This window comes from Streptomyces chartreusis NRRL 3882 (assembly GCF_900236475.1).
GTDB classification, from domain to species: domain Bacteria; phylum Actinomycetota; class Actinomycetes; order Streptomycetales; family Streptomycetaceae; genus Streptomyces; species Streptomyces chartreusis_D.
Genome location: NZ_LT963352.1, coordinates 66,425 through 85,696, shown reverse-complemented (window position 1 = coordinate 85,696; position 19,272 = coordinate 66,425). Strand labels below are relative to the sequence as shown.

The window sequence follows — 19,272 nt, the reverse complement described above, 5'->3', positions numbered from 1 at the left end:
GCACCCCGGACTCCGAGGTCTGGCTCACTGGCGTATCACTCCCGCTTGCGCGGGTTCTATATCGAGGCCGAGGTAAACCAGTCGCGCGCGGCCGCGGCACTCCCGCTCGCGCGGGCCAAGTACGCGGGGCCGAGCACAGCTAGCGCATCACCGAGCACCCTGAGCCACTCCCGCTCGCGCAGACACCAAGTGTTCCACCACATGGTGAAGGAGGCCGAGGCCGTATCACCCCCGCTCGCGCGGGCTCTATGCGATCCATGACAACATTCGCATCCCGGCCGACGGGTTACTCCCGCTGCCGCGGGCCTCACAGTGCGGGCCGACCATACATCACACAAGCTACGGGTCACTCCCGCTCGCGGGCGCTACGAGCTGCTGCAGATCGTGGGGCGGGCTCTGCGAGGGGTCACTCCCGCTTGCGCGGCCTTACTTCCACCGAATCGACGACGGCTATGCCGAGTCACTCCCGCTCGCGCGGGCTCCGCCCTAAGAGAGCGTCTGATCACCGTTCAGGCTGTTGTGGCGGTCATGTCCGTTTCGATTCGCCAGGTAGGCGTAGATTCTCCCGTCAGTTCGCGGGACATTTTGTTAGCCATCGCCCAGTGGATCATTGCTCGGGATCTCTGGGGCAGGGCTTCGTAGTCCCGGGCCAGGCGGCGGTGCTGCATCAGCCAGCCGAAGGTCCGCTCGATCACCCAGCGTTTTGGCAGCGGCTCGAACCCCCTGGCTCGAGGCCGCTGCACCACCTCCACGTCGATGCCGAGCAGGGCACCGTGATTGAAGATGCTGTTCTGGTATCCGCCGTCGGCCCAGACCTTGGAGACACTGGGGTAGTTCGCGGCCACGTCGTCGAGCAGGAGCTTGCCGCCGGTGGTCTCGTGCACGTTCGCGGCAGTGATGAGGACGGCCAGCACGAGACCGAGCGTGTCGGTGATCAGGTGCCGTTTGCGTCCTTTGATCTTCTTGCCGGCGTCGATGCCCTGGCTGGTCTCGGCCACGTTTGCCGAGGTCTTCACGCTCTGGGCGTCGACCACGGCCGCAGTCGGATCGGCACTGCGGCCGTGGGCTCGGCGGGTCTTGTCACGTAACAGGTCGTGGACCTGCTGGGTCGTGCCGTCCGCTTCCCACTTTGCGTAGTAGTAGTCGTAGACGGTCTTGTACGGCGGGAAGTCATGAGGCAGGTACTCCCATGGGATGCCGGTGCGGTTGACGTAGAGGATCGCGTTGACGATCTCTCGCAGGTCGTGCACCCGGACCGCCGTACCGGGGCCAGTCCGTCTCGCCCGCCAGGCGGTGAAGACCGGCTCGATCAGAGCCCAGCGGGCATCGGACACATCACTGCGGTACGAACGGCGAGCACTCACACACGGTGCAACGACCGCCAGCACCACCGGTCACACAAACATCCCAGAACACCCACTATCTAGATCAGATGCCCTCTAAGACAATCGTCGTCGACCGAGGCAAAGTCGAGTCACTCCTGCCTGGATAGGCCCACCTCATCATCGAAACGAAGCGGGTATACCTCGCCGACGCACTCCCGCTTCCGCGGGCGTCAGGTCCGCCTTCGGCCGGGCTGCACCTAAGGCGTGGGGTCATCCCCGCTCCCGCTGGGGTTGGGCCGGAGCGGCACAGGCGGGCGTCCGAGGGCGCCGTCTCAGCAGGGACTGCATCCGGTCACACAGCTCACCCTGGCGTTGCCGGCAGGTGGCCACCAGTGAGCCGCAGTGGAAGGAGTCGCCCCCGCTCACGCGGTCTAACCGCAGGTGCCAGTCGCCCTCACTCGCGTATCTTCATGCGACGAGGGGCCCGAGCCAGGCACAGCAGGCCGGGTCACTCCCGCTGGCGCGGACTCTGCACACGCCTCTGGCTTTGGAGGAGACCATGTGCCGAGTCACTTCCGCTCCTGCGGGTCCTACCCCCCGCCTCGCCCAACTCGCCGCCCTGACCTACGAGTCACTCCCGCTCGCGCGGGCTGGCGATTCTCAGATGCCTGCACCAACAGTTCTCATGTTGTGTCTGAAGCAATCCCATGATGCCTCTGCAACTAGCGGGTTACCGACATCACTCAGACGACTTTGCATGAGAATCGTGCACGGCACGGAAGTGAGAGTCAGCAGTCACCCCGCTCATGCGGGCTCTCCCCGATCACTGCCGCCTCGTGCACGCTGGAGTGTGGGTCACTCCCACTCGCGTGGGCACGACGTCGGGTCACTCCCGCTCACGCGGGTCCTTCAAGAAGGACTGGTCGGACGGCCTGTCGGCCGCCGAGTCGCTCCCGCTCGCGCGGGCTTTACATCCAGGCCGACGTGAACCACTCTCGCGCCGCCGAGTCACTCCCGCTCGCGCGGGGTCCTGCCCTCGCATTGCCCAGTTCCCGGCCCTGAGTCTCGCCCGTTCGGACGCTCTTCGGCAAGGCACTCTGTGGAACACGGTGATGCTCCGAGTCCGCTCGCGGGGCTCCGCAGGCCTTTGACCACGGGTCACTCCCGCTCGCGCGGGCGTTGCTCGGTGGTGCAGTCGTCGAAGACGATCACCGTCGAGTCACTCCCGCTCGCGCGGACTCCACCACGCCGAGCGGATGCGTGCACGGCTCGCCGACGGGCTCCACAAAATCTGGGTCACTCTCGCTCGCGCGGGCTTTGACCCGGTCCTTTTGAGGCAGGTTGTCTGGGATTTGCTCGTGCTCCAGGGGGATGATGCCATACGGGCTGGACGCGGGTGTAGATGTTCCGTCTTTCTGGTGATCATGTTTTCGGAAGGTCCGCGGGGGTGGCAGCGTCAGGGGATGGGAGTTGTTGAGGATGGGCGTTACGACGGTGTTGACCTCCGTCCGTGGGGGAAGTTCGATCGGGCGACGCTGAGGGTGTATTCGCTGCTGTTCCACTTGATCGATGTGGGGGCGGTGGCGGGGGTGCTGTGGGACCGATTCCTGACCCCGAGTCAGCGCAGGGTCATCAGCGCCGGGCTCGACATGCCGCAGGAGCAGGCGCGTTCGGGGGTGTGTTTCCTGGCGGGCATGCATGACATCGGGAAGCTGACTCCGTATTTCCAGGCTCTCGAGCCGGTGGCGTATGTGCGGTTGGGGGAGGAGCTGCCGGCGGATGCGGGCCAGGTGGTGCACGTGCCGCACGCGCGTGCGTCAATGCATGTGGGTCTGCATCTGCTGGGCGAGCTGGGCTTTGCCGTGGGCGGCAACGACAGTCCCGCCGTGCGTGCTGCTCAGTGTCTGGGCGGGCATCACGGCCGGTTTCTCCAGCTCGATGTCGACGGGGCGGCGTCCGCGCAGCGAGTGCAGGCCACGCTGGGCGGGCCCGAGTGGCAGGAGCTGCGCCGCCGCTATGTCCGGTTGCTGTGGCACCTGTTCGGCGTCGACGAAGCTCCGAAGGCGATGTCGGTGGAGGCTGCGGTGCTGATCACGGGGCTGACGATGGTCGCTGACCGCATCGCGAGCCAGCGCCGGTACTGGGTGCCCAACGCGGACACACCGTCTTTCGGTGCTGCCGAGCACCACAGCCGTGCCCGCCGGCAGGCCGAGGAGGAGGTCGAGCGGCTCGGCCTTGCCCGCTTCGCGCTGGACCGTATCCCGTTCACCACCGCCCACCCGGCGCTTAAGGAACCGAACGCTCTGCAGGCTTCCGTGATGGAGGAGTTTCCGCGCCTGGTCGCCGAGCGGGGGAGTGGTATCGCGGTGGTCACGGACGCGATGGGCACGGGCAAGAGCGTGGCCGCGCTGGAGATGGCGCGGATCTTCAACGAGCACAGCGGAACCCAGGGGGTGATGTGGCTGCTGCCGGCGACGGCCGCCGCGGACCAGGCCTACGAGGTCCTTGACCGGTATGTGCGCGGCCACCGGCCCGAGTACGCGCCGGTGACGCTGGTGCACCACCACAGTGACCTCAACGAGGCATACACCGGCCGTCTCCTGTCCCCGGCGGACACCTCCGTCCTGGGCGGACCGCCCGATGACCCGTTCGCCGACCACCAAGACGACATCGACGACGAGAGGGAGTACGGTCCGGGCGTCGCGGGGCCCGATGGGTGGCTGCGAGGACGGGACAACGCGCTCCTGGCCCAGTACACCGTCTCCACCACCGACCAGGCGCAGATGGCAGTCCTGCCCGTCCGCCACAGCGCGCTGCGCATGCTGGCCCTGACGGGCAAGACGGTCGTGGTCGACGAAGCCCACGCACTGGATGCGTTCAGCCAGCTTCAGCTTCTGCGCCTGCTGCAGTGGCTGGGAGCGATGAACTGCCCGGTCGTCCTGTTGTCGGCGACGATGCCCGCGCCCACCGCCACCGAGCTGGTGCGGGCCTACCTGTGGGGAGCCGGCCGAACCGGTCTGCACGCTGTGTCGTTCGCTCCCGGCTACCCCGGGTGGCTGTTCGCGGACGCGGCGACCGCCACCGCCCACCGCATGTCCGAGCCGGCCCGCCATGAGCAGCGGGCCGCCCAGCGCAGGAATGCTCACATCCGCGTCCGCAAGGTCATCTACCAGCCCCTCGGGCAGGCCGGCCGTGCGGTCGAGGCGGGGGAGCGCCTGGCTGTGATCGCCGACGTCCTCCAGCCGGTCATCCGCCGCGGCGGATGCGCGGCCGTGGTGTGCGCGACCGTCGCCGACGCGCAGGACACCTACGCCTACCTGCGCCGCATCTGGACCGGCCGTGGCGAGGACCTGGTCCTCCTCCACGCCCGGGTGAGGGGCCGGCGACGGCAGAGCACACTGGAAGATCTCCGCCACCAGTTGGGGCCAACGGGTCCGCGCCCGGCCCGGCGCGTGATCGTCACCACCAGCCTCCTCGACGTGAGTCTCGACGTCGATGTCGACCTGATGGTCAGCGACCTCGCCTCCGTGGCACGCCTCCTGCAGCGTCTGGGCCGCCTGGGCCGCTTCACGCACCTGTGGAGCGGGCAGAACCGCCGGCCCGCCTGGTGGAACGCTGGCACCAGCCCGACACTGACAGTGCTGCACCCGGTCAACTCCTTCGGGGCGACCGCCCTGCCGCCCGGCTGGGACACGGTCGAGCCCGCTGTCGCCCTCCATGAAACCGCCCGGCTCCTGCCAGCCCTGGAGACGGAACCGCTCGTCGTCCCCGACGCTGTCCAGGCGCTCGTCGAACACGTCCACGGCGTCACCTCCCATTTCGCGGCCCAGACGACGCGCCTGCAGCAGATGGCCGCCACGCACCAGGCCCGCACCACCCGACAGGAGCAGCTCAGCGCAATCCACCTGGTGCCCCCGGCCAAACGGGTTTCCTCCCTGGCCGACCTGCACCGCCAGCACCTCACCACCGCCCAGGCAGCCACCCGGCCCGGCCTCCTGCCCCGCCGGCTGCTGCCCTGCCACCGCAGCGCCGACGGCACCCTCACGCTCGACGCGGCAGGCCTGCTTCCGATCCCGGACCAAGAACACCTCAGCCCCCGTCACCTGCGCGGCATCCTCGAGCACTCGCTACCGGTCCCGGCCGCCTGGGTCGCGCGCGCATCCGCCGGGCACCAGCCGCCCGCCAGCTGGAAGCAGCACCCCCTGCTCGCCGACATCGTGCTGCTGCCCACCGACTCCGTAGCCCGTGAGAGTGAACATCGTTTCGGCCAGCACTGGCTCCGCATGGATGAAGAACTCGGCCTCCAGCACCGCAAACAGCAGTAATCACACTGCGTGAAGCCCGGCGCCGGAAGTATCACGCCATTACTTGATCGTCGGACTTTCTCACCGGTCGTGAGACGCGGCAGCGGCATGATTCGCTGTGTTCGCAGCTCTTCGAACCCCTGGCCGTACCTCGCACACCATTCCCCTGCCCCACAAGGGCGCTGTTGGTGGCCCCTGCACAGCACTTGGCCAAACGCCCCACGTACTGCCTTGCTTCAACAGCAACAGACCACAGGGGATCACCACCCTGGTCCTGGCCGGCCGCACCCACAGAACCCGCCGCCGCCCGTCACCGCACCTTCAGCTTCCTCAGTCCTCGAAAGACGCGCCCTTGTCCCCATTACCCCCTTCCACCACCACGTTCAGCGCGGCCGACAACCCTTGGATCGACGTCCGCACCGGCTACAGCTACGACCAAGTGGGCCTGCGAGGCCTGTTCCTGAATGCCCACCGCATCGACGATCTAGCCCTGCCCCACCCGCCGGCAGCCTCAGCGCTCCTGCGGATCGCGGCCGCCATCACAGCCCGCATCACCGGCCTCGACGACCCCGAGCTCACCGCCTCCCAATGGAACGCGCTGCGCCGCAGCCGCCTGGCTGAAGGCCGCTTCGACCCGGACGCCGTCCACGCCTACTTCGACCAGCACACCTGGGACGCCTTCCACCCCATCCATCCCTGGCTGCAAGACCCCGCGCTGCGCGACCAGTGCGACCACCCAACCGGCATCAACGCCTTCGTGCCCGGGCGTCCCGCCGGCAACAACCTCGACTGGTTCAGCCCGCACGGCCACCACAGTACTGAGCCCGTCCCCACCGCCGAGGCCCTGCAGATCCTGCTCATCCACCACTACTACGGGCGGTCCGGCACCGGAACCCCCCGCACCCTGAACGGTGTCACCAGCAGAAAGCAGACCAGCGGCCCTTTGCGCTCCAGCGTGTCCTTCCACCCTCTGGGCCGCACCCTGCACGAAACGCTCCTGGCCGGTGTGCCCGCCTTCACCGGCGACGACCAGCCACCAGGCGCGGACGCCTGCCCCTGGGAAGAAGCCACACCACCCAGTCCGCAGGCCACCGGCCGTGCGATGACCTGGCCCGGCCGGCAACTGACCGGCCTGAGCCGGCACGCGATCCTCCTCGTGCCCGGCCACGACGGCACCACCGTCACCGACGCCTACATCACCTGGTCCACCCAGCAGCCCAAGCCCCTCACCACCGACCCCTACCTCGCCTACCGCATCACCCCCGAACGCAAGAACGTCGCCCGGCGCCGCACCCTCCACCGCGCCGACGCATCCCGCGCCTGGTGGCGGGAGCTGGAGACACTGCTCCTAGCCCCGGACGAACACGGCACACACCGCCGGCCGGCCATCTTCGACACCCTCAACGACCTCCCCGAACCCGTGCGACGCAGCCTGCGGACCCGCGTCCACGGATTCGACCAGGACGGCAAGGTGATCGACCGGCAGTGGTACACCGCCATCACCCCGCCCCTGCTGAACTTCACCCAGGAACACGACCCGGTCAAAGCCCAGCGCATCGCCGAGTGCTGCCGGGAAGCCGAACACATCGCACAGCGGCTGGCGACCGTCGCCAAGCAAGCCTGGAACACTGCCACCCACAGCCGCACCACACAGCCCTCCTGGGCGCACAGGGCACTGACCCGGTACTGGCCCAAGGCCGAGAAGGTGTTCTGGCGTCTTGTGCAGGAGCCCGACACCACAGCCTGCACCGCCTTCGCCGACGCCGCCGCGGCCGCTCTGCGCGAGATCACCGAAGCCGCTCGGATCCGTCACACCTCGGCGGCCCGCGCCGTCGCCCACGCCGTCAGGGACCTCTACCGCCGGCCCGCCCCACCCCAGAAGGCCGCCTGATGCCCACCGCAGCCGAACACCGCGCCTCCTGCGACGCGTTCGTCGCCCACATCCACCTCCTGTGCGCCGAACCCGGGGTCCGCGTCCGCCTCAGCCGAGGCAGAGGCCGGCCCGTGGAGGAATGCGCCCCCATGGACCGCTACCTGTCCAGGCGCACCGCGCACCGCCAAGGACGCCGCGCCTACTACACCGTCGCAAGCCTCATCGCGATGGCCGGACCCCAGTCCCACACTCCGGGCGTCCGCCCCGATGACGGCCCCGGCCTGCTCAGCACCGAGGACAGCCTCGCCGGCCACCTCCTCATCGCCCCTGCCGAGCCCCAGCTGCCACCAGCCGAGCCGGACCCGGCGGCCTGGTTCGCCCGGCCCAACCTCGGCGCCACCCTCGCAGCCGCCGTACGCCGGGCAGGCCACGCAGCTGAGCGCACCGAGAGCCTCCTGCACGTCCTGACCCGCCTCAGTGACGATCAACTCCACCGTCGGCTGCCCGCACCCATCACGCGGCTGCTGAAGGACGGCATCACCCCCGACTGGGCAGTCCTTCTCCACGACCTGGTGCAGCGCACCTACCGTCGTGACCAGGTCGGACTGCGCTGGCGCGACGCCTTCTACCTCGCCGCCCCCCAACCCCGGCGCACCTGAAGCACTCATCGGCCGCGCCCGAGCCCGCGCCCGCACGATCAAGAGTCAGCTGCGGCCGTCCCCTCTACAGCACCCGCCGACGTGAGCGTGTGCGCAGCGGTCTGCTCAACCCGGCGCCCGCACGGCCACAACACCACCCCACGGCGCGACACTTACCGGCCAACGAACACCGCGCCGACCCCTCTTCCTTTTGTCCGGCAGTCCCGTCCGTGGGCTGCACCAGCGGCATGCCCGCCGCCCCTACCGCGAAAGAGCCCTTCTTCATGTACATCCCGGCACGCTTCCTCGACCTGCACGTCCTGCAGCCCGTGACCGCGGCGAACCTCAACCGCGACGCCGACAACGAACCCAAGACCATCTCGTTCGGTAACGCGACGAGGGCCTTCGTCTCGCCCCAGGCGTGGAAGCGGCCCATCCGCCTCAACGTCGAACAGGACCTGGGCGAGCACGCCGCCCGCACCCGCATGGTGCCGCCCCTGGTCGCCCGGAAGCTGCAGGAAGCGAAGTGGCCCGAGGAACTCGCCGCGTTCGCGGCGGCCCAGATCGTCCACTCGGCGAAGAAGGACGGCCTGCAGCACAACGACCAGGAGGGCTACCGCACCCAGGCCATGCTCTACCTCCCGACGGACGTCATCGACGACCTCGTCACCCTGTGCGAAAAGCACCGCACGGCACTTGAGGAAGCACTCGCCGCCCACACCCCCAAGAAGAAGATCGCGCCGGTCCTGCCCGCCAAGGACCTCGCTGCCCACCTGACCCGCCGCACCACGAGCATCAACCTGTTCGGCCGGATGCTCGCCGAACTGCCCGCCGGCCACGTCGAAGCAGCCGTGCAGATGGCCCCCGCCTTCTCCACACATCAAAGCGACCCGCAGCCCGACTTCTTCACCGCAGTGGAGGACCTGCCCCAAGACGGTGACCCCGGCAGCGCCCACCTTCAGACCGCGTTCCTGACCACCGGCTGCTTCTACCGTTTCGCGACCATCAACATCACCGACCTCCACGCGAACCTCGGCCCCGCCGCCACCGCCGCCACGGTCAACACCCTCGTCGAGCTCTTCGTCCAGCACTTCATCCTGAGCATGCCCTCAGGCAAGAAGACCTCCACCGCACCGCACACCGTCCCCGACCTCGTCCACTACGCCGTCCGCGACCGCCGCTCCGTCTCCTACGGCGCCGCCTTCGAACAGCCCGTCGCCGCAGCCCCCCAGGGCGGCTACACCGCTCCCGCCCGCCAGGTGCTCGCCGACTACGCCGCCACCATCACCCGCCTGCTCGGCACCCGCCACCTCCTCGCACACGGACACGCCGGCACCCCTACCAAGCCCATCAAAGACCTCGGCAACCGCCACACGTCCTTCGACGACCTCGCCGCCGCCTGCGCCGCCGCCGCGACCGCCGACCTCACCCCCGCGGGCCGGCCGTGAGCGGCCTCGTCCTGCGCCTGGCAGGCCTGCTGCAGTCCTTCGGCGAACGCGGCGTCTTCCACTACCGCGACACCTGCGCCTTCCCCACCCGCTCCTCCCTCATCGGCATGTTCGCCGCCGCCCAGGGACGCCCGCGCGAACACGCCCTCGACCCCTACCCCCACCTCCAGGCCCCCGGCGACACCACCGCCCCCAGCCACCGCGATTTGACCCTCACCGTCCGCATCGACCAGCCCGGCACCCCCTACCGCGACTTCCACACCGTCGGCGGCGGCCGCCCCCGCGAGCAGCGCCTGCGCACCGGCGACGGCACCCGGCGAAAACCTGCCGCCTCCACCCTCGTCTCCCACCGCGACTCCCTCACCGGCGCCGTCTTCACCGTCGCCGTCACCGGACCCGCCCTGCTCACCGCCCACATCGCCGAAACCCTCGAACGGCCCCGCTTCGGACTGTTCCTCGGCCGCCGCGCCTGCCTACCCGACGAACCCCTCCTCCTCAACCCCGACAGCCCCGACCCCGTCCAAGAACTCCTCACCCGCACCCCCCTCACCCGCACCCCGCCCCCCAACCCCGGCGACACACACCTGCCCACCACCTTCGTCTGGGAACACCCACCCCCCGGCGCCGACCCCACCACCCCACCCGACCGGGAAAGCACCAGCGAACCCGTCAACCTCACCCGCCACGCCCGCCGCCACCTACCACGCCCGCTGTGGATGACCACCGAACCCCTACCCGCCCACCTCTATGCAGGCCCCCGACCGATTGACGCCCTCGCCGCGTACATGCACGGAGAAATCGCATGACCAGCCTCACCCGCCTCGTCCTCGACCCCCGCCACCCTGCGGCCAAAGCCGACCTCGCCGACGTCGACAGCCTCCACAAAACCCTCATGCGCTTGGTCCCCGACCACATCGGCCCCACCCCTCGGGCCACCGCCGGCTTACTGTTCCGCGCCGAACCCGGAACCGACCCCGTCCTGCTCGTGCAGACGGCGCACACCCCTGACCTGACCGCCCTGCCCACCCGCTACGGCACCGCCCGCACCCTCGACCTCACCCCCCTGCTGAACGCCCTCACCCCGGGGCGCACCATGCGCTACCGCATCACCGCCGCCCCCACCGTCGCCCGCTCCGCAGGCAACCCCACCCCCCACCCCGTCACCGGCAAACGACGCGGCAAGATCACCCACCTAACCGGCGACGACGCCATCGCCTGGTGGCAACGCCGCGCCACCGCCGCCGGACTCGAACCCGTCACCGTCTCCTGTAGCCCACGCCCCTTTCCCCGCACCCGCATCACACGCTCGGCCCCCTACTTCACGCTGACCCAGTTCGACGGCCTCGCCCGCATCACCGACACCACCCACCTCACCCACGCCCTGAAGAACGGCATCGGCCGGGCGAAAAGCTACGGAGCCGGACTTCTCTCCCTCGCCCCCGCCTGACCCGACCAGGAAGCACACCCCCGGATGCCACACCCGCCCGACCTCAACGCCCTACGCGCAGCCGCGGTCCACCGGCTTTACACCCTTCAACAGTCAGAGCGGCTCACGCGCACCCGGATCATCGGCGTCGCCGACGCCTTCGGCGTCGACCCCCGCACCGTCGACCGCTGGCTCGCCAACGCACGCGCCAACCACGGCACCTACCAACCCTCAGGCCGTACCGGCTTCGTCCTGACCCCACCCATGCTTGACGCCGTGGCCCGCTGGCGCGGCAACGCCACCGCCGCCTGGAGGGAACTACGCGCCGAAGGCCACCCCGTTCCCTCCCTGGCCACGTTCCACCGTGCCACGAACAAAGCCCTCACCCCCGGGATGCGGGCCGGCCTCCGCGCCGGCGAGAAGGCCCGCCGGCGCTTCGACGTAGCCGGCGAACGCCAACGCCACCACCGCAACTACGCATGGGAGACCGACCACGTCGAAGCCAGCGTCAAAGTCCGCATCGAAGGCCACATCCGCAAACCATGGATCACCTTCTTCGTCGACTGCGCCACCTCAGCCATCTGCGGCCTCGCCATCAGCCCACAACGCCCCAGCCGCGAAGGCGTCCTCGTCGCCATCCGCGACGCCATCCTCATCGACGAACACCACGGCCCGTTCGGCGGCATCCCCACCTACCTGCGCGTCGACGGCGGCAAAGAATTCCTGTGCGCCACCGTCACAGAAGCACTCGGCGTGCTGGGAACCGAAATCATCGCCCTGCCTCCCTTCACTCCCGAAGGCAAAGGCAACGTCGAAGCAGTCAACGGGGCCATCAATAAGACTCTGTGCGCCGGCATGCCCGGCTACACCCACGCCCCCACCCTGCGCGGCAACAAGCCCGTCGACCCCGACCAGCCCCTGCTTCACTTCGAAGCGTTCGTCGAACAGGTCCTCACCTGGGTCCACCACTGGAACCACGAGAACACCCTCAAGGGCCTGGAAGGCCGCACCCCCCGCCAGGCCTGGGACGCCGACCCCGCACTCATCGACACCGTCACAGCCGAAGACCTCCACACCTACACCCTCGAACGCCACGGCAGACCCCTGACCATCAACAACCACGGCGTCCGCTGGCGCAAGCGCAACTACATCGCCGACTGGATGCACGGCCGCGTCGGCGAGCAAGTGCACCTGCGCTACCTCCCGCACCACAACCACCGCGTCGAGCTCTACGACCCGCACACCGGCCGCCACCTCGGCGCCGCCGTCATGACCCAACAAGCCACACGGGAACAAACCCTCAGCCTCAAACAAGCCCGTCGCCGCGAAGCCGACCGCCTGCGCGCCCAGCTCAAAAGGGCCGAGAAGAACCGCAACCAACGCTACGCGGCCGCAACCCGCCCCACCCCACCCATCCCCCTAGACGTCATGCCCGAGGAAGAGGCCCTCGAGCACCTGCGCACCCTCGACGGCTTCACCCCGGCCGAACAAGCACTGCCCGACCTCATCCAGCTGCCCGAACCCGACGCCGCACTCACCCGCCCCCTCAACCCCGCCCCCCACCCGACCACACACCCCAAGGACCAGCCGTGAACTCCACCCCCACCACCACGCCCCGCCCCAGCCAGCTCCCACCACCCAGCCAGGACCACTACCTGGGCCTCACCGGAGCCAACGCCATGGCCACCAAAGCCATAGCCGAAACCGAAACCCGCATCCTCAAAGCCATCAAGCACAACGCCCTGGTCTGCATCCACGGACACGTCGGCCTCGGCAAAACCTTCGCCGTCCACACCGTCCTACGCCGCCACGCCCCCGAAACCACCGTACGGCTGCGCTACAACAACGGCGCCAACATGAACGAAGTCCGCACCCAACTCTGGCGCCGCCTCGACCTGCCGGGACAGCCCCCGCAATCCGTCGGCCCCTGCGACCAGCAGATCCACGACGCACTCGAAGCCGAGCCACGCATCCTGCTCATCGACGAAGTGCAAGGTCTCGGAACCAAAGCCCTGGAGTACTTCCGCACCCTGTGGGGCGACGACGCACGCCGCGCCCCCATCATCCTCGTCGGCAGCGGCAACGCCCGGCAGAAGATCCTCAACAACCCCGCCCTGCACTCCCGCATCCTCGACTGGTACCAGTTCAGCCCCCTCACCCCCACCGAAGTCCAGTCCATCATCCCCGCCTACCAGCAGATCTGGGCCGAAGCGCAGCCCGAACTGATCCTCTACACCGACGACATGGCGGGCCACGGATCGTTCAGAAACTGGGCAAGGATCACCCTCCTCCTCCACGACGTCCTCGAGGAGAACCCCGACCTGACTCTCAGCAAGGACCTCATCCGCTGGGTACTCAGCCGCATCGACCCCACCACCCGCCACACCCCGCAACACAGATGACCGCAGCGGTCCTCATCTGGGGCGACCAACCGCGTGCGCACGGGCCCACACGACGAACCAGGAGCCTGGCGCGCGGGAGTCCGCCCCGCCCGACCATCGGAGCCTGCTGTCAGCGTGTATGAGAGACAGCGGCAGATCAGCGAAGAGGTGATGTTCTGCCAGTTCAGTGACACAAGGGGATGTATCGCCAATATCCTCAATGATGCGGAACCGAGAAGTCTTATGTGTGCGAGTCGGCAGCCCGAGGAGAAGCCGTCGTGCTGGGGGAGAGGTAGTCGCCGGTTCCGCGTTCCTGGCGGCCGACATCCGCGGATCCGGGGCGATTCTGAGGTGGGTCAGGAATTGCTGCTGTCCGGGGCTTAGACGACTCTCGGCGGTCTGCTTGCTGCGGTCTAAACGGGTGTGTCGGTCGGCAGCATCGGGCGCCCGATTCCTGCGCGCTGGCACTGGAGGTGCGGGGGCGGCGGTGTATCGGTAGTGCCCTCCGCGGCGGGGCCACCGCAGCCGGGCCGTGTGTGCTTCAGGGCATGGCGCTACTTGCCTCGGAGGTCATCGATCCGACGCTGTTCCCACCAGTCCAGAATCATGTCGAGGCGTTTGACAGACGGTTCGATACGGCTAAGGGCTCGGTCCAGGTTGAGGAAGGGGACCATCAGGCCGGTGAGTGACGAGCTCTTGGACTTTAGGCTCTCTGCCTGCCTCGTCCAAGGCGCCAGGCGTTTGGCTGTGTCACTGAGGCCGGTAGCATACGGGCCATGTCGTCATCTGGGGGTGCCGCGTTCGTTTCATCGGAATCCTTGAAGCTAAGGAGTTGCTGGGCGATAGCGACGGCCTCAGAGATGGCCTGGACTCGCTTCGCGGCGTGGTCGTGGAACCGATGGGCCATCGATGTGAGATCGATGTCGACACCTTCGGTCAGGAGGCCCCGAAGCTGTTGTGGCGTCACGATGGGGGCGGCGTCTGAGGACGCCATGGTCCAGGCGATCGGTTTGTGCCGGCTGAGGAGGTCGTCCGCTAGCACCCGGTAGGCCAGCACGAGGTCTGAGATCAGGTCCGGTTCCAGGGTGTCGCGGTGGTAGGCCGCGTTGCGGTATTCGTGCAGCCGGTCGAGTACGTCGCGTTCGTGATCTGTCAGCACACCCCTCTGCTTCAGGAACCTGGTCTTCTGGTCCAGATGGTTGTCCATCTTCGCCCGCCGGTCCGGGCCTACATGCTGGTCGATCAATTGGCGCAGTTGTTCGTCGAGCTGCCCTCCGCTGTCACGAAACTCCCGCATCTCCTCGATGATGCTGTCGGGGAGCTGGAAGGCTAGTTGGGCGTTGACCTCACGGCTGATGATCACCTCGACCAGATGGTCGAAGAGGATGAGGGCTAGGCGGTCGTGTGCTTGGTCGCCTGCCTCGGCGCACCGCCGGATCTCGGCTATTTCGACCGCTAGCCAGTTCCACTGTTCGGAGCCCTGCGAGGACGGGCGGTCCCAGTCGGAAGCGAAAGGCTGCATGAGAGGCATGACGACACCCTTTTACTGCGTGGCCCCCGGAGGCCCCCACCAGTGGCCTCCTGTGCCCACAGTTCCTTCCGACTTTCCAAACTGCGGCCGCTCAGCCTCCAGCCGGCCGCGAGAAACAGGTGCTGTGAAGGTCCTGAGGCTGCGATCACTGAGGAAGTCCCGTGGCGCCGAGGAAGCGCTGCTGGTCGCCGTGGATATGCTGAGTGGCCTCTTCGACCGTCAGCGCCCAGTGTGCGAGGCGGACGACCATTTCCTGGAGTGCTACCGGCCGCCCACGGCTGACCGCGGCGCGGCCGGGTCTGGGCCTTCACTCTCTCCGGGCCCGCCGGTGCCGGGCGGTCGACGGCTGCCTGGCACCACGGCCAAAATCTGGGCAAGAACGGCCGCGGCCGCTCGGCGGCGTGCAGGCTGCGCTGACCATACGGCTGGCAGCACAACGCCGACGAACAGGCAGACAAAGACAGCGAGCATCAGGACGGGAAGGCTGCCGGAGATCCACAACACCGTAACTCCTCACGTAGACGGTGGTCTGTGCGCCTCCGACAGTGACGGTGCCTACGGCCTGACTGGTCCGACGCTGAATAGTCCTAAATCCCAGAGTGATTGGTGCAGGTCAGACCCTACGCTGGGAAGAGTCGGGGTGAATCGGGCTGAAGGATTGGGTGAGTGATGGCAGCGGGGGAGCCGCCCCAGGCGGTAGTGAGTTTCTGCCGACAGCTGCGGCGTCTGGTGCGCGAATGCGGCATCGCCCAGAGCGATGTGGCCCGAGCGCTTCACCGCAGCAACGGCGCTGTCTCGGCTCTCCTTAATGGGCAGCGTGCCACCCCGCCGGCCTGGGACGACGTGGCGCGCATTGTGGAGTACTGCGCAAGCCGTAGGACGAGTGTCCCTGCAGGAATCAGTCTCGACCTCTCGTGGTGGCGGCTTCGCCATCACGAGATGGAGATCAGCGCCGAGGAGCCGCGCAGGGAGCAGCGCCCTCGCCTCGACCGATTACCGTCCCCGCCACGAGAACCGGACGAGGTTCCGGACGACTTCGCCAGCGCTATCGACGTACTGGTCGCCGGCCGGGAGGACTTCAAGGGACTCGCGGCCGAACTGCTGGAACCCCTCACCCTGAGCGGCGCGGCCACCGATGGCCTGCCTGCGGTGCTGGAGGGATTCGGCGACCGAGTCCGCTCCAGTCACGGCATCGCGCGTACCGCTCTCCTGGCCGCAGCCGACCGGGCCGTCCTGATCACCGCATTCTGTGACGCCGTGGCCGGCTCCGGAATCCACTACGGGCCCGAACTCGGCTACATGCAGGGAGACATCACCACACAGATCGTCGCCGAACTCGAGCAGGTAATCCTCGGCACAAACCGGTTCAGGGACGCCGGCGAACTACGCCAAGAGATCACCGCCGCCTACACCTACGCTGCCGGCATCGTGCACGGCGAAGGCAGCCCTCAGGACCAGCACCCCGAAGACCTGGCCGATCAGGCCTGGCAGCGCTACGAAGCGCTCATGGCCGCGGCTACATGGGATTGCGCCGAGCTTCGCCTGACCTCCGCCACCGAAGACCCGCCCGAGATTGCCGAGCAGGGGTATCAGCAGCCCGGACCCAGGTATGGACTGCGGCCACTGTCGCACTGGCTCGACCAGTTCGCCGCCGACCCCGCCCCCGCCCACCGCTACAGGCGACTGTTACGCGATCCCATCGCTGACACCGACGAAGCCGGCCTGGTGATGCCCACCCTGCAGAGCGGCTACGTCGACCCGGCTTTCCGCCTGGCACACGAGCATTCCAGCGGCCGGCATCTGGCCAGCGACGACTGGTGGCTCACGCAGCCCGTGCGCGAAGACCTCGGCGAGTTCCTCGCAGCCCACCTCCTCACCACCCACGCCATCAGCGCCCCCCTGGTCATCCTCGGCCACCCAGGCTCAGGGAAATCGCTGCTGACCAAGCTTCTCGCCGCACGACTGCCTGAGGCAGAGTTCTTCTGCCAGCGCGTCGAGTTACGTCACATCTCCGCGGATTCAGACGTCCAGGAACAGCTCGAAGAATCCCTCAAACGCTCCACCGGCCAGGACACCCCCTGGCCTAAGGCCACCGACCCAGGAACGGCCCGGGTCGTGGTCCTGGACGGCTTCGACGAACTCCTCCAAGCCGCTGCGGCCGACCACACCCGCTACTCCAATTACCTGCACAACCTCGCCGACTTCCAACAACGCGAGTACGAAATGGGCCGCCCCACCATCGCGGTCGTCACCAGCCGCACCGTCGTCGCAGACCAGGCCCCCACCCCCCGCCTGAGCACCGTCATCCGCCTGGAGCCTTTCGACGACGACCGCATCAAACACTGGGTACAGGCCTGGAACACCACCAACCGCCGCCACTTCACCGCGCACGGCCTGCAACCCCTGGACCCCGACGTATTGCAGCCACACGGCGACCTCATCAGCCAGCCTCTTCTCCTGCTGATGCTCGCCCTCTACGACGCTTCCTCGAACGCACTGCACCAGCTCACGGGCGAAGACATCGGACGGATCGGCCTGTACGAGAGGCTGCTGACCGAATTCACCCGCCGCCAAGTCGCCAAACACCACGGCGCCCAGTCGTTCGCAGCACAAGCCGCTGCTGTGGAACACGAACTGCAACGCCTCGCCGTGATCGCTATCGGCATGTTCAACCGGCGGCGCCAGGGCATCACAGCGTCCGAAGCTCACGCCGACCAGACCGCTCTTCTCAATGCCGGCATCGCCCCCTCACCACTGCTCTTCGGCCGCTTCTTCTTCATCCACGAAGCCCAAGCCGTCGTCACTGGCCAGCACAGACACTCCTACGAATTCCTGCACGCCACCTTCGGCGAATACCTCACGGCCCGTCTCATCACCGACGAACTCAAGAAACTCCTGCACGCCGACCCCCCTCACTCCACCGCTGTCACCAATGACGACCGCCTGCATGCTCTGCTATCCCATGTGCCGCTCATCGACCGGGCCGAAGTCATACGCAACCTCACAGACCTGATCAACTCTCTCAGCCAACCGCAGCGCGACCAGCTCACCGCCCTGCTGATCCACCTGCTCAAAGCAGCCCTCGACGACATTCCCCGAGCCAACCGGCGGACCTACGAGCCCTTCCCCGCCCGCCGCAGCGAACGAGAGGCCATCTACAGCGTCAACCTGCTCCTGCTGACCGTGCTCGCGGGCGGCCCCGTGTGCATCTCCCGCCTCTTCGACGCGCACGACCCTCTCGACACCTGGCGACGCCAGAGCATGCTGTGGCGATCCCAGCTCAGCGACACCTCCTGGGCCGTCCTGACCGGCACCCTCACCACTGAGCCGTGCACAGACCCGCATACTCGCGACCCCGACGTGCGGGTACGGCTCATACCCGCCAACCGCACAGATTGCCTTGACTGGCCCGCGTACCCCCAACCTTCACTCCCGCACGTCAACCCTTACCGGCACCACACGCCAACGAATCTCCTGGATCTTTACAGGGCCGCGGCCCTCACACACGACATCGGCACACTGCACGTCCTGCACGCCGTGACCCCGCTGGCCCAGCACCTGCCGACCGCGCTCGAGACCTACCACGTCACCGACAAGAAACGCACCCACTCTGCCGCACACGCCCTCCTCACCCTGCTCCACCCACTCACCCCTACCGCCTTCGCCGCCCCACAAGCACTAGTCGACCTCCTCAACGCCCTGCCCGCACAGGAGCGCACGACAGCAGCGGACATCCTCGCCCGCCTCCTCCTCCACGCCCTCCCACACCAGCCCGCTCGCACCACCGCAGACGTCCTAGACCAGCTCACATCCTTGCGCGCGACCGGCTCCCACGGCCTGCAGGCCAGCACCTGGCTGACACTCGCCCAGTGCGCCCAAGCCCTCATCGGACACCCAGAGGCCCCACATAGCCAGCTCAAGGCTGTCACCGCCCGCTTCGGCCCCCGAGCCTCGGCCCTCGACGGGGCCGGCCCCCTACAGCGGCTTCAATGCCTGCTCATCGAAGCCGGCACGACAGCCACCTGGAGCGCTGTCGAACGCCCGGCCGCCACCACCGTACTCACCACCGCCCTAGAACTGCTCCAGCAAGTTCCGGCGGCAAACAGGCCAGCACACACCGTCATCGACCTTCTGCGCCTCGCACGAGACCTCGACGCCGATGATTGGCTTGCTGAACACGCAGAGCCGCTGCTGAAAGCAATCCCGCCCGACGGACTCCTCAGGCTCCGCCCCACAGACATCAGCTGGCTCCGCTCCATCCTCCACAGCGAAAGCCTGCTCGCCGAGCTAGAGCGGATCCGAAGCACCTGGCACTCCACGTCACACCGGCGCCCGTAGCGACCAGC

11 protein-coding genes and 1 pseudogene are annotated in these 19,272 nt (G+C 68.0%); 10 read left to right on the top strand and 2 right to left on the bottom strand.

Translation table 11 applies throughout. The annotated features are described in order from the left end of the window. Nucleotides 1-509: 509 nt before the first annotated feature. On the bottom strand, nt 510-1,364 hold the full coding sequence (locus SCNRRL3882_RS00345) for an IS5 family transposase (RefSeq protein ID WP_040903500.1): 855 nt from the start codon (nt 1,362-1,364) through the stop codon (nt 510-512). Between the two features lie 1,217 nt (nt 1,365-2,581). Between SCNRRL3882_RS00345 and SCNRRL3882_RS00340 the strand changes: the two genes are divergently transcribed. The 8 genes from SCNRRL3882_RS00340 to SCNRRL3882_RS00305 all read left to right on the top strand — a co-directional run bounded on the left by SCNRRL3882_RS00340 (nt 2,582) and on the right by SCNRRL3882_RS00305 (nt 13,416). Next, the gene (locus tag SCNRRL3882_RS00340; protein WP_231911013.1) at nt 2,582-5,650 is read left to right on the top strand and encodes a CRISPR-associated endonuclease Cas3''; all 3,069 of its coding nucleotides are present in this window, start codon (nt 2,582-2,584) and stop codon (nt 5,648-5,650) included. 331 nt (nt 5,651-5,981) lie between these two features. Continuing rightward, complete coding sequence (casA, locus tag SCNRRL3882_RS00335; RefSeq protein WP_010042648.1) at nt 5,982-7,520, top strand: type I-E CRISPR-associated protein Cse1/CasA; 1,539 nt, start codon at nt 5,982-5,984, stop codon at nt 7,518-7,520. Further along, nucleotides 7,520-8,161, top strand: a complete 642-nt coding sequence (gene casB, locus SCNRRL3882_RS00330) for a type I-E CRISPR-associated protein Cse2/CasB (RefSeq protein ID WP_010042650.1) — start codon at nt 7,520-7,522, stop codon at nt 8,159-8,161. The genes casA and casB overlap by 1 nt, the downstream gene beginning before the upstream one ends. A gap of 263 nt (nt 8,162-8,424) precedes the next feature. Next, complete coding sequence (cas7e, locus tag SCNRRL3882_RS00325; protein WP_010042652.1) at nt 8,425-9,588, top strand: type I-E CRISPR-associated protein Cas7/Cse4/CasC; 1,164 nt, start codon at nt 8,425-8,427, stop codon at nt 9,586-9,588. Next, nucleotides 9,585-10,394, top strand: a complete 810-nt coding sequence (cas5e, locus tag SCNRRL3882_RS00320; RefSeq protein WP_010042654.1) for a type I-E CRISPR-associated protein Cas5/CasD — start codon at nt 9,585-9,587, stop codon at nt 10,392-10,394. The genes cas7e and cas5e overlap by 4 nt, the downstream gene beginning before the upstream one ends. Further along, the gene (gene cas6e / locus SCNRRL3882_RS00315; protein ID WP_010042656.1) at nt 10,391-11,035 is read left to right on the top strand and encodes a type I-E CRISPR-associated protein Cas6/Cse3/CasE; all 645 of its coding nucleotides are present in this window, start codon (nt 10,391-10,393) and stop codon (nt 11,033-11,035) included. The genes cas5e and cas6e overlap by 4 nt, the downstream gene beginning before the upstream one ends. Nucleotides 11,036-11,059: 24 nt before the next feature. Continuing rightward, entirely contained in the window at nt 11,060-12,607 is a 1,548-nt protein-coding gene (locus SCNRRL3882_RS00310) for a Mu transposase C-terminal domain-containing protein (protein WP_010042657.1), read from the top strand. Further along, nucleotides 12,604-13,416, top strand: coding sequence for an ATP-binding protein (locus SCNRRL3882_RS00305; protein WP_010042661.1), 813 nt, complete (start codon nt 12,604-12,606; stop codon nt 13,414-13,416). The genes SCNRRL3882_RS00310 and SCNRRL3882_RS00305 overlap by 4 nt, the downstream gene beginning before the upstream one ends. A gap of 682 nt (nt 13,417-14,098) precedes the next feature. On the opposite strand, the gene SCNRRL3882_RS00300 is transcribed toward SCNRRL3882_RS00305, so the two are convergent. Continuing rightward, nucleotides 14,099-14,926, bottom strand: a complete 828-nt coding sequence (locus SCNRRL3882_RS00300) for a hypothetical protein (RefSeq protein WP_010042663.1) — start codon at nt 14,924-14,926, stop codon at nt 14,099-14,101. A gap of 669 nt (nt 14,927-15,595) precedes the next feature. On the opposite strand from SCNRRL3882_RS00300, the pseudogene SCNRRL3882_RS42510 reads away from it, so the two are divergent. Together SCNRRL3882_RS42510 and SCNRRL3882_RS00290 are read left to right on the top strand one after the other, a co-directional pair. Next, nucleotides 15,596-15,784 (top strand): annotated as a pseudogene (locus tag SCNRRL3882_RS42510) (helix-turn-helix domain-containing protein); the annotation flags it as partial. A gap of 81 nt (nt 15,785-15,865) precedes the next feature. Then, the gene (locus tag SCNRRL3882_RS00290) at nt 15,866-19,264 is read left to right on the top strand and encodes an NACHT domain-containing protein (RefSeq protein WP_158688433.1); all 3,399 of its coding nucleotides are present in this window, start codon (nt 15,866-15,868) and stop codon (nt 19,262-19,264) included. Nucleotides 19,265-19,272 lie beyond the last annotated feature (8 nt).

Bases quoted from the DNA above. Each gene is read 5' to 3' on its own strand.
- casB (WP_010042650.1), top strand. From the start codon at position 7,520: ATGCCCACCGCAGCCGAACACCGCGCCTCCTGCGACGCGTTCGTCGCC.
- SCNRRL3882_RS00310 (WP_010042657.1), top strand. From the start codon at position 11,060: ATGCCACACCCGCCCGACCTCAACGCCCTACGCGCAGCCGCGGTCCAC.
- SCNRRL3882_RS00290 (WP_158688433.1), top strand. From the start codon at position 15,866: ATGGAGATCAGCGCCGAGGAGCCGCGCAGGGAGCAGCGCCCTCGCCTC.
- SCNRRL3882_RS00340 (WP_231911013.1), top strand. From the start codon at position 2,582: ATGCGTGCACGGCTCGCCGACGGGCTCCACAAAATCTGGGTCACTCTC.
- cas6e (WP_010042656.1), top strand. From the start codon at position 10,391: ATGACCAGCCTCACCCGCCTCGTCCTCGACCCCCGCCACCCTGCGGCC.
- cas7e (WP_010042652.1), top strand. From the start codon at position 8,425: ATGTACATCCCGGCACGCTTCCTCGACCTGCACGTCCTGCAGCCCGTG.
- SCNRRL3882_RS00300 (WP_010042663.1), bottom strand. From the start codon at position 14,926: ATGCCTCTCATGCAGCCTTTCGCTTCCGACTGGGACCGCCCGTCCTCG.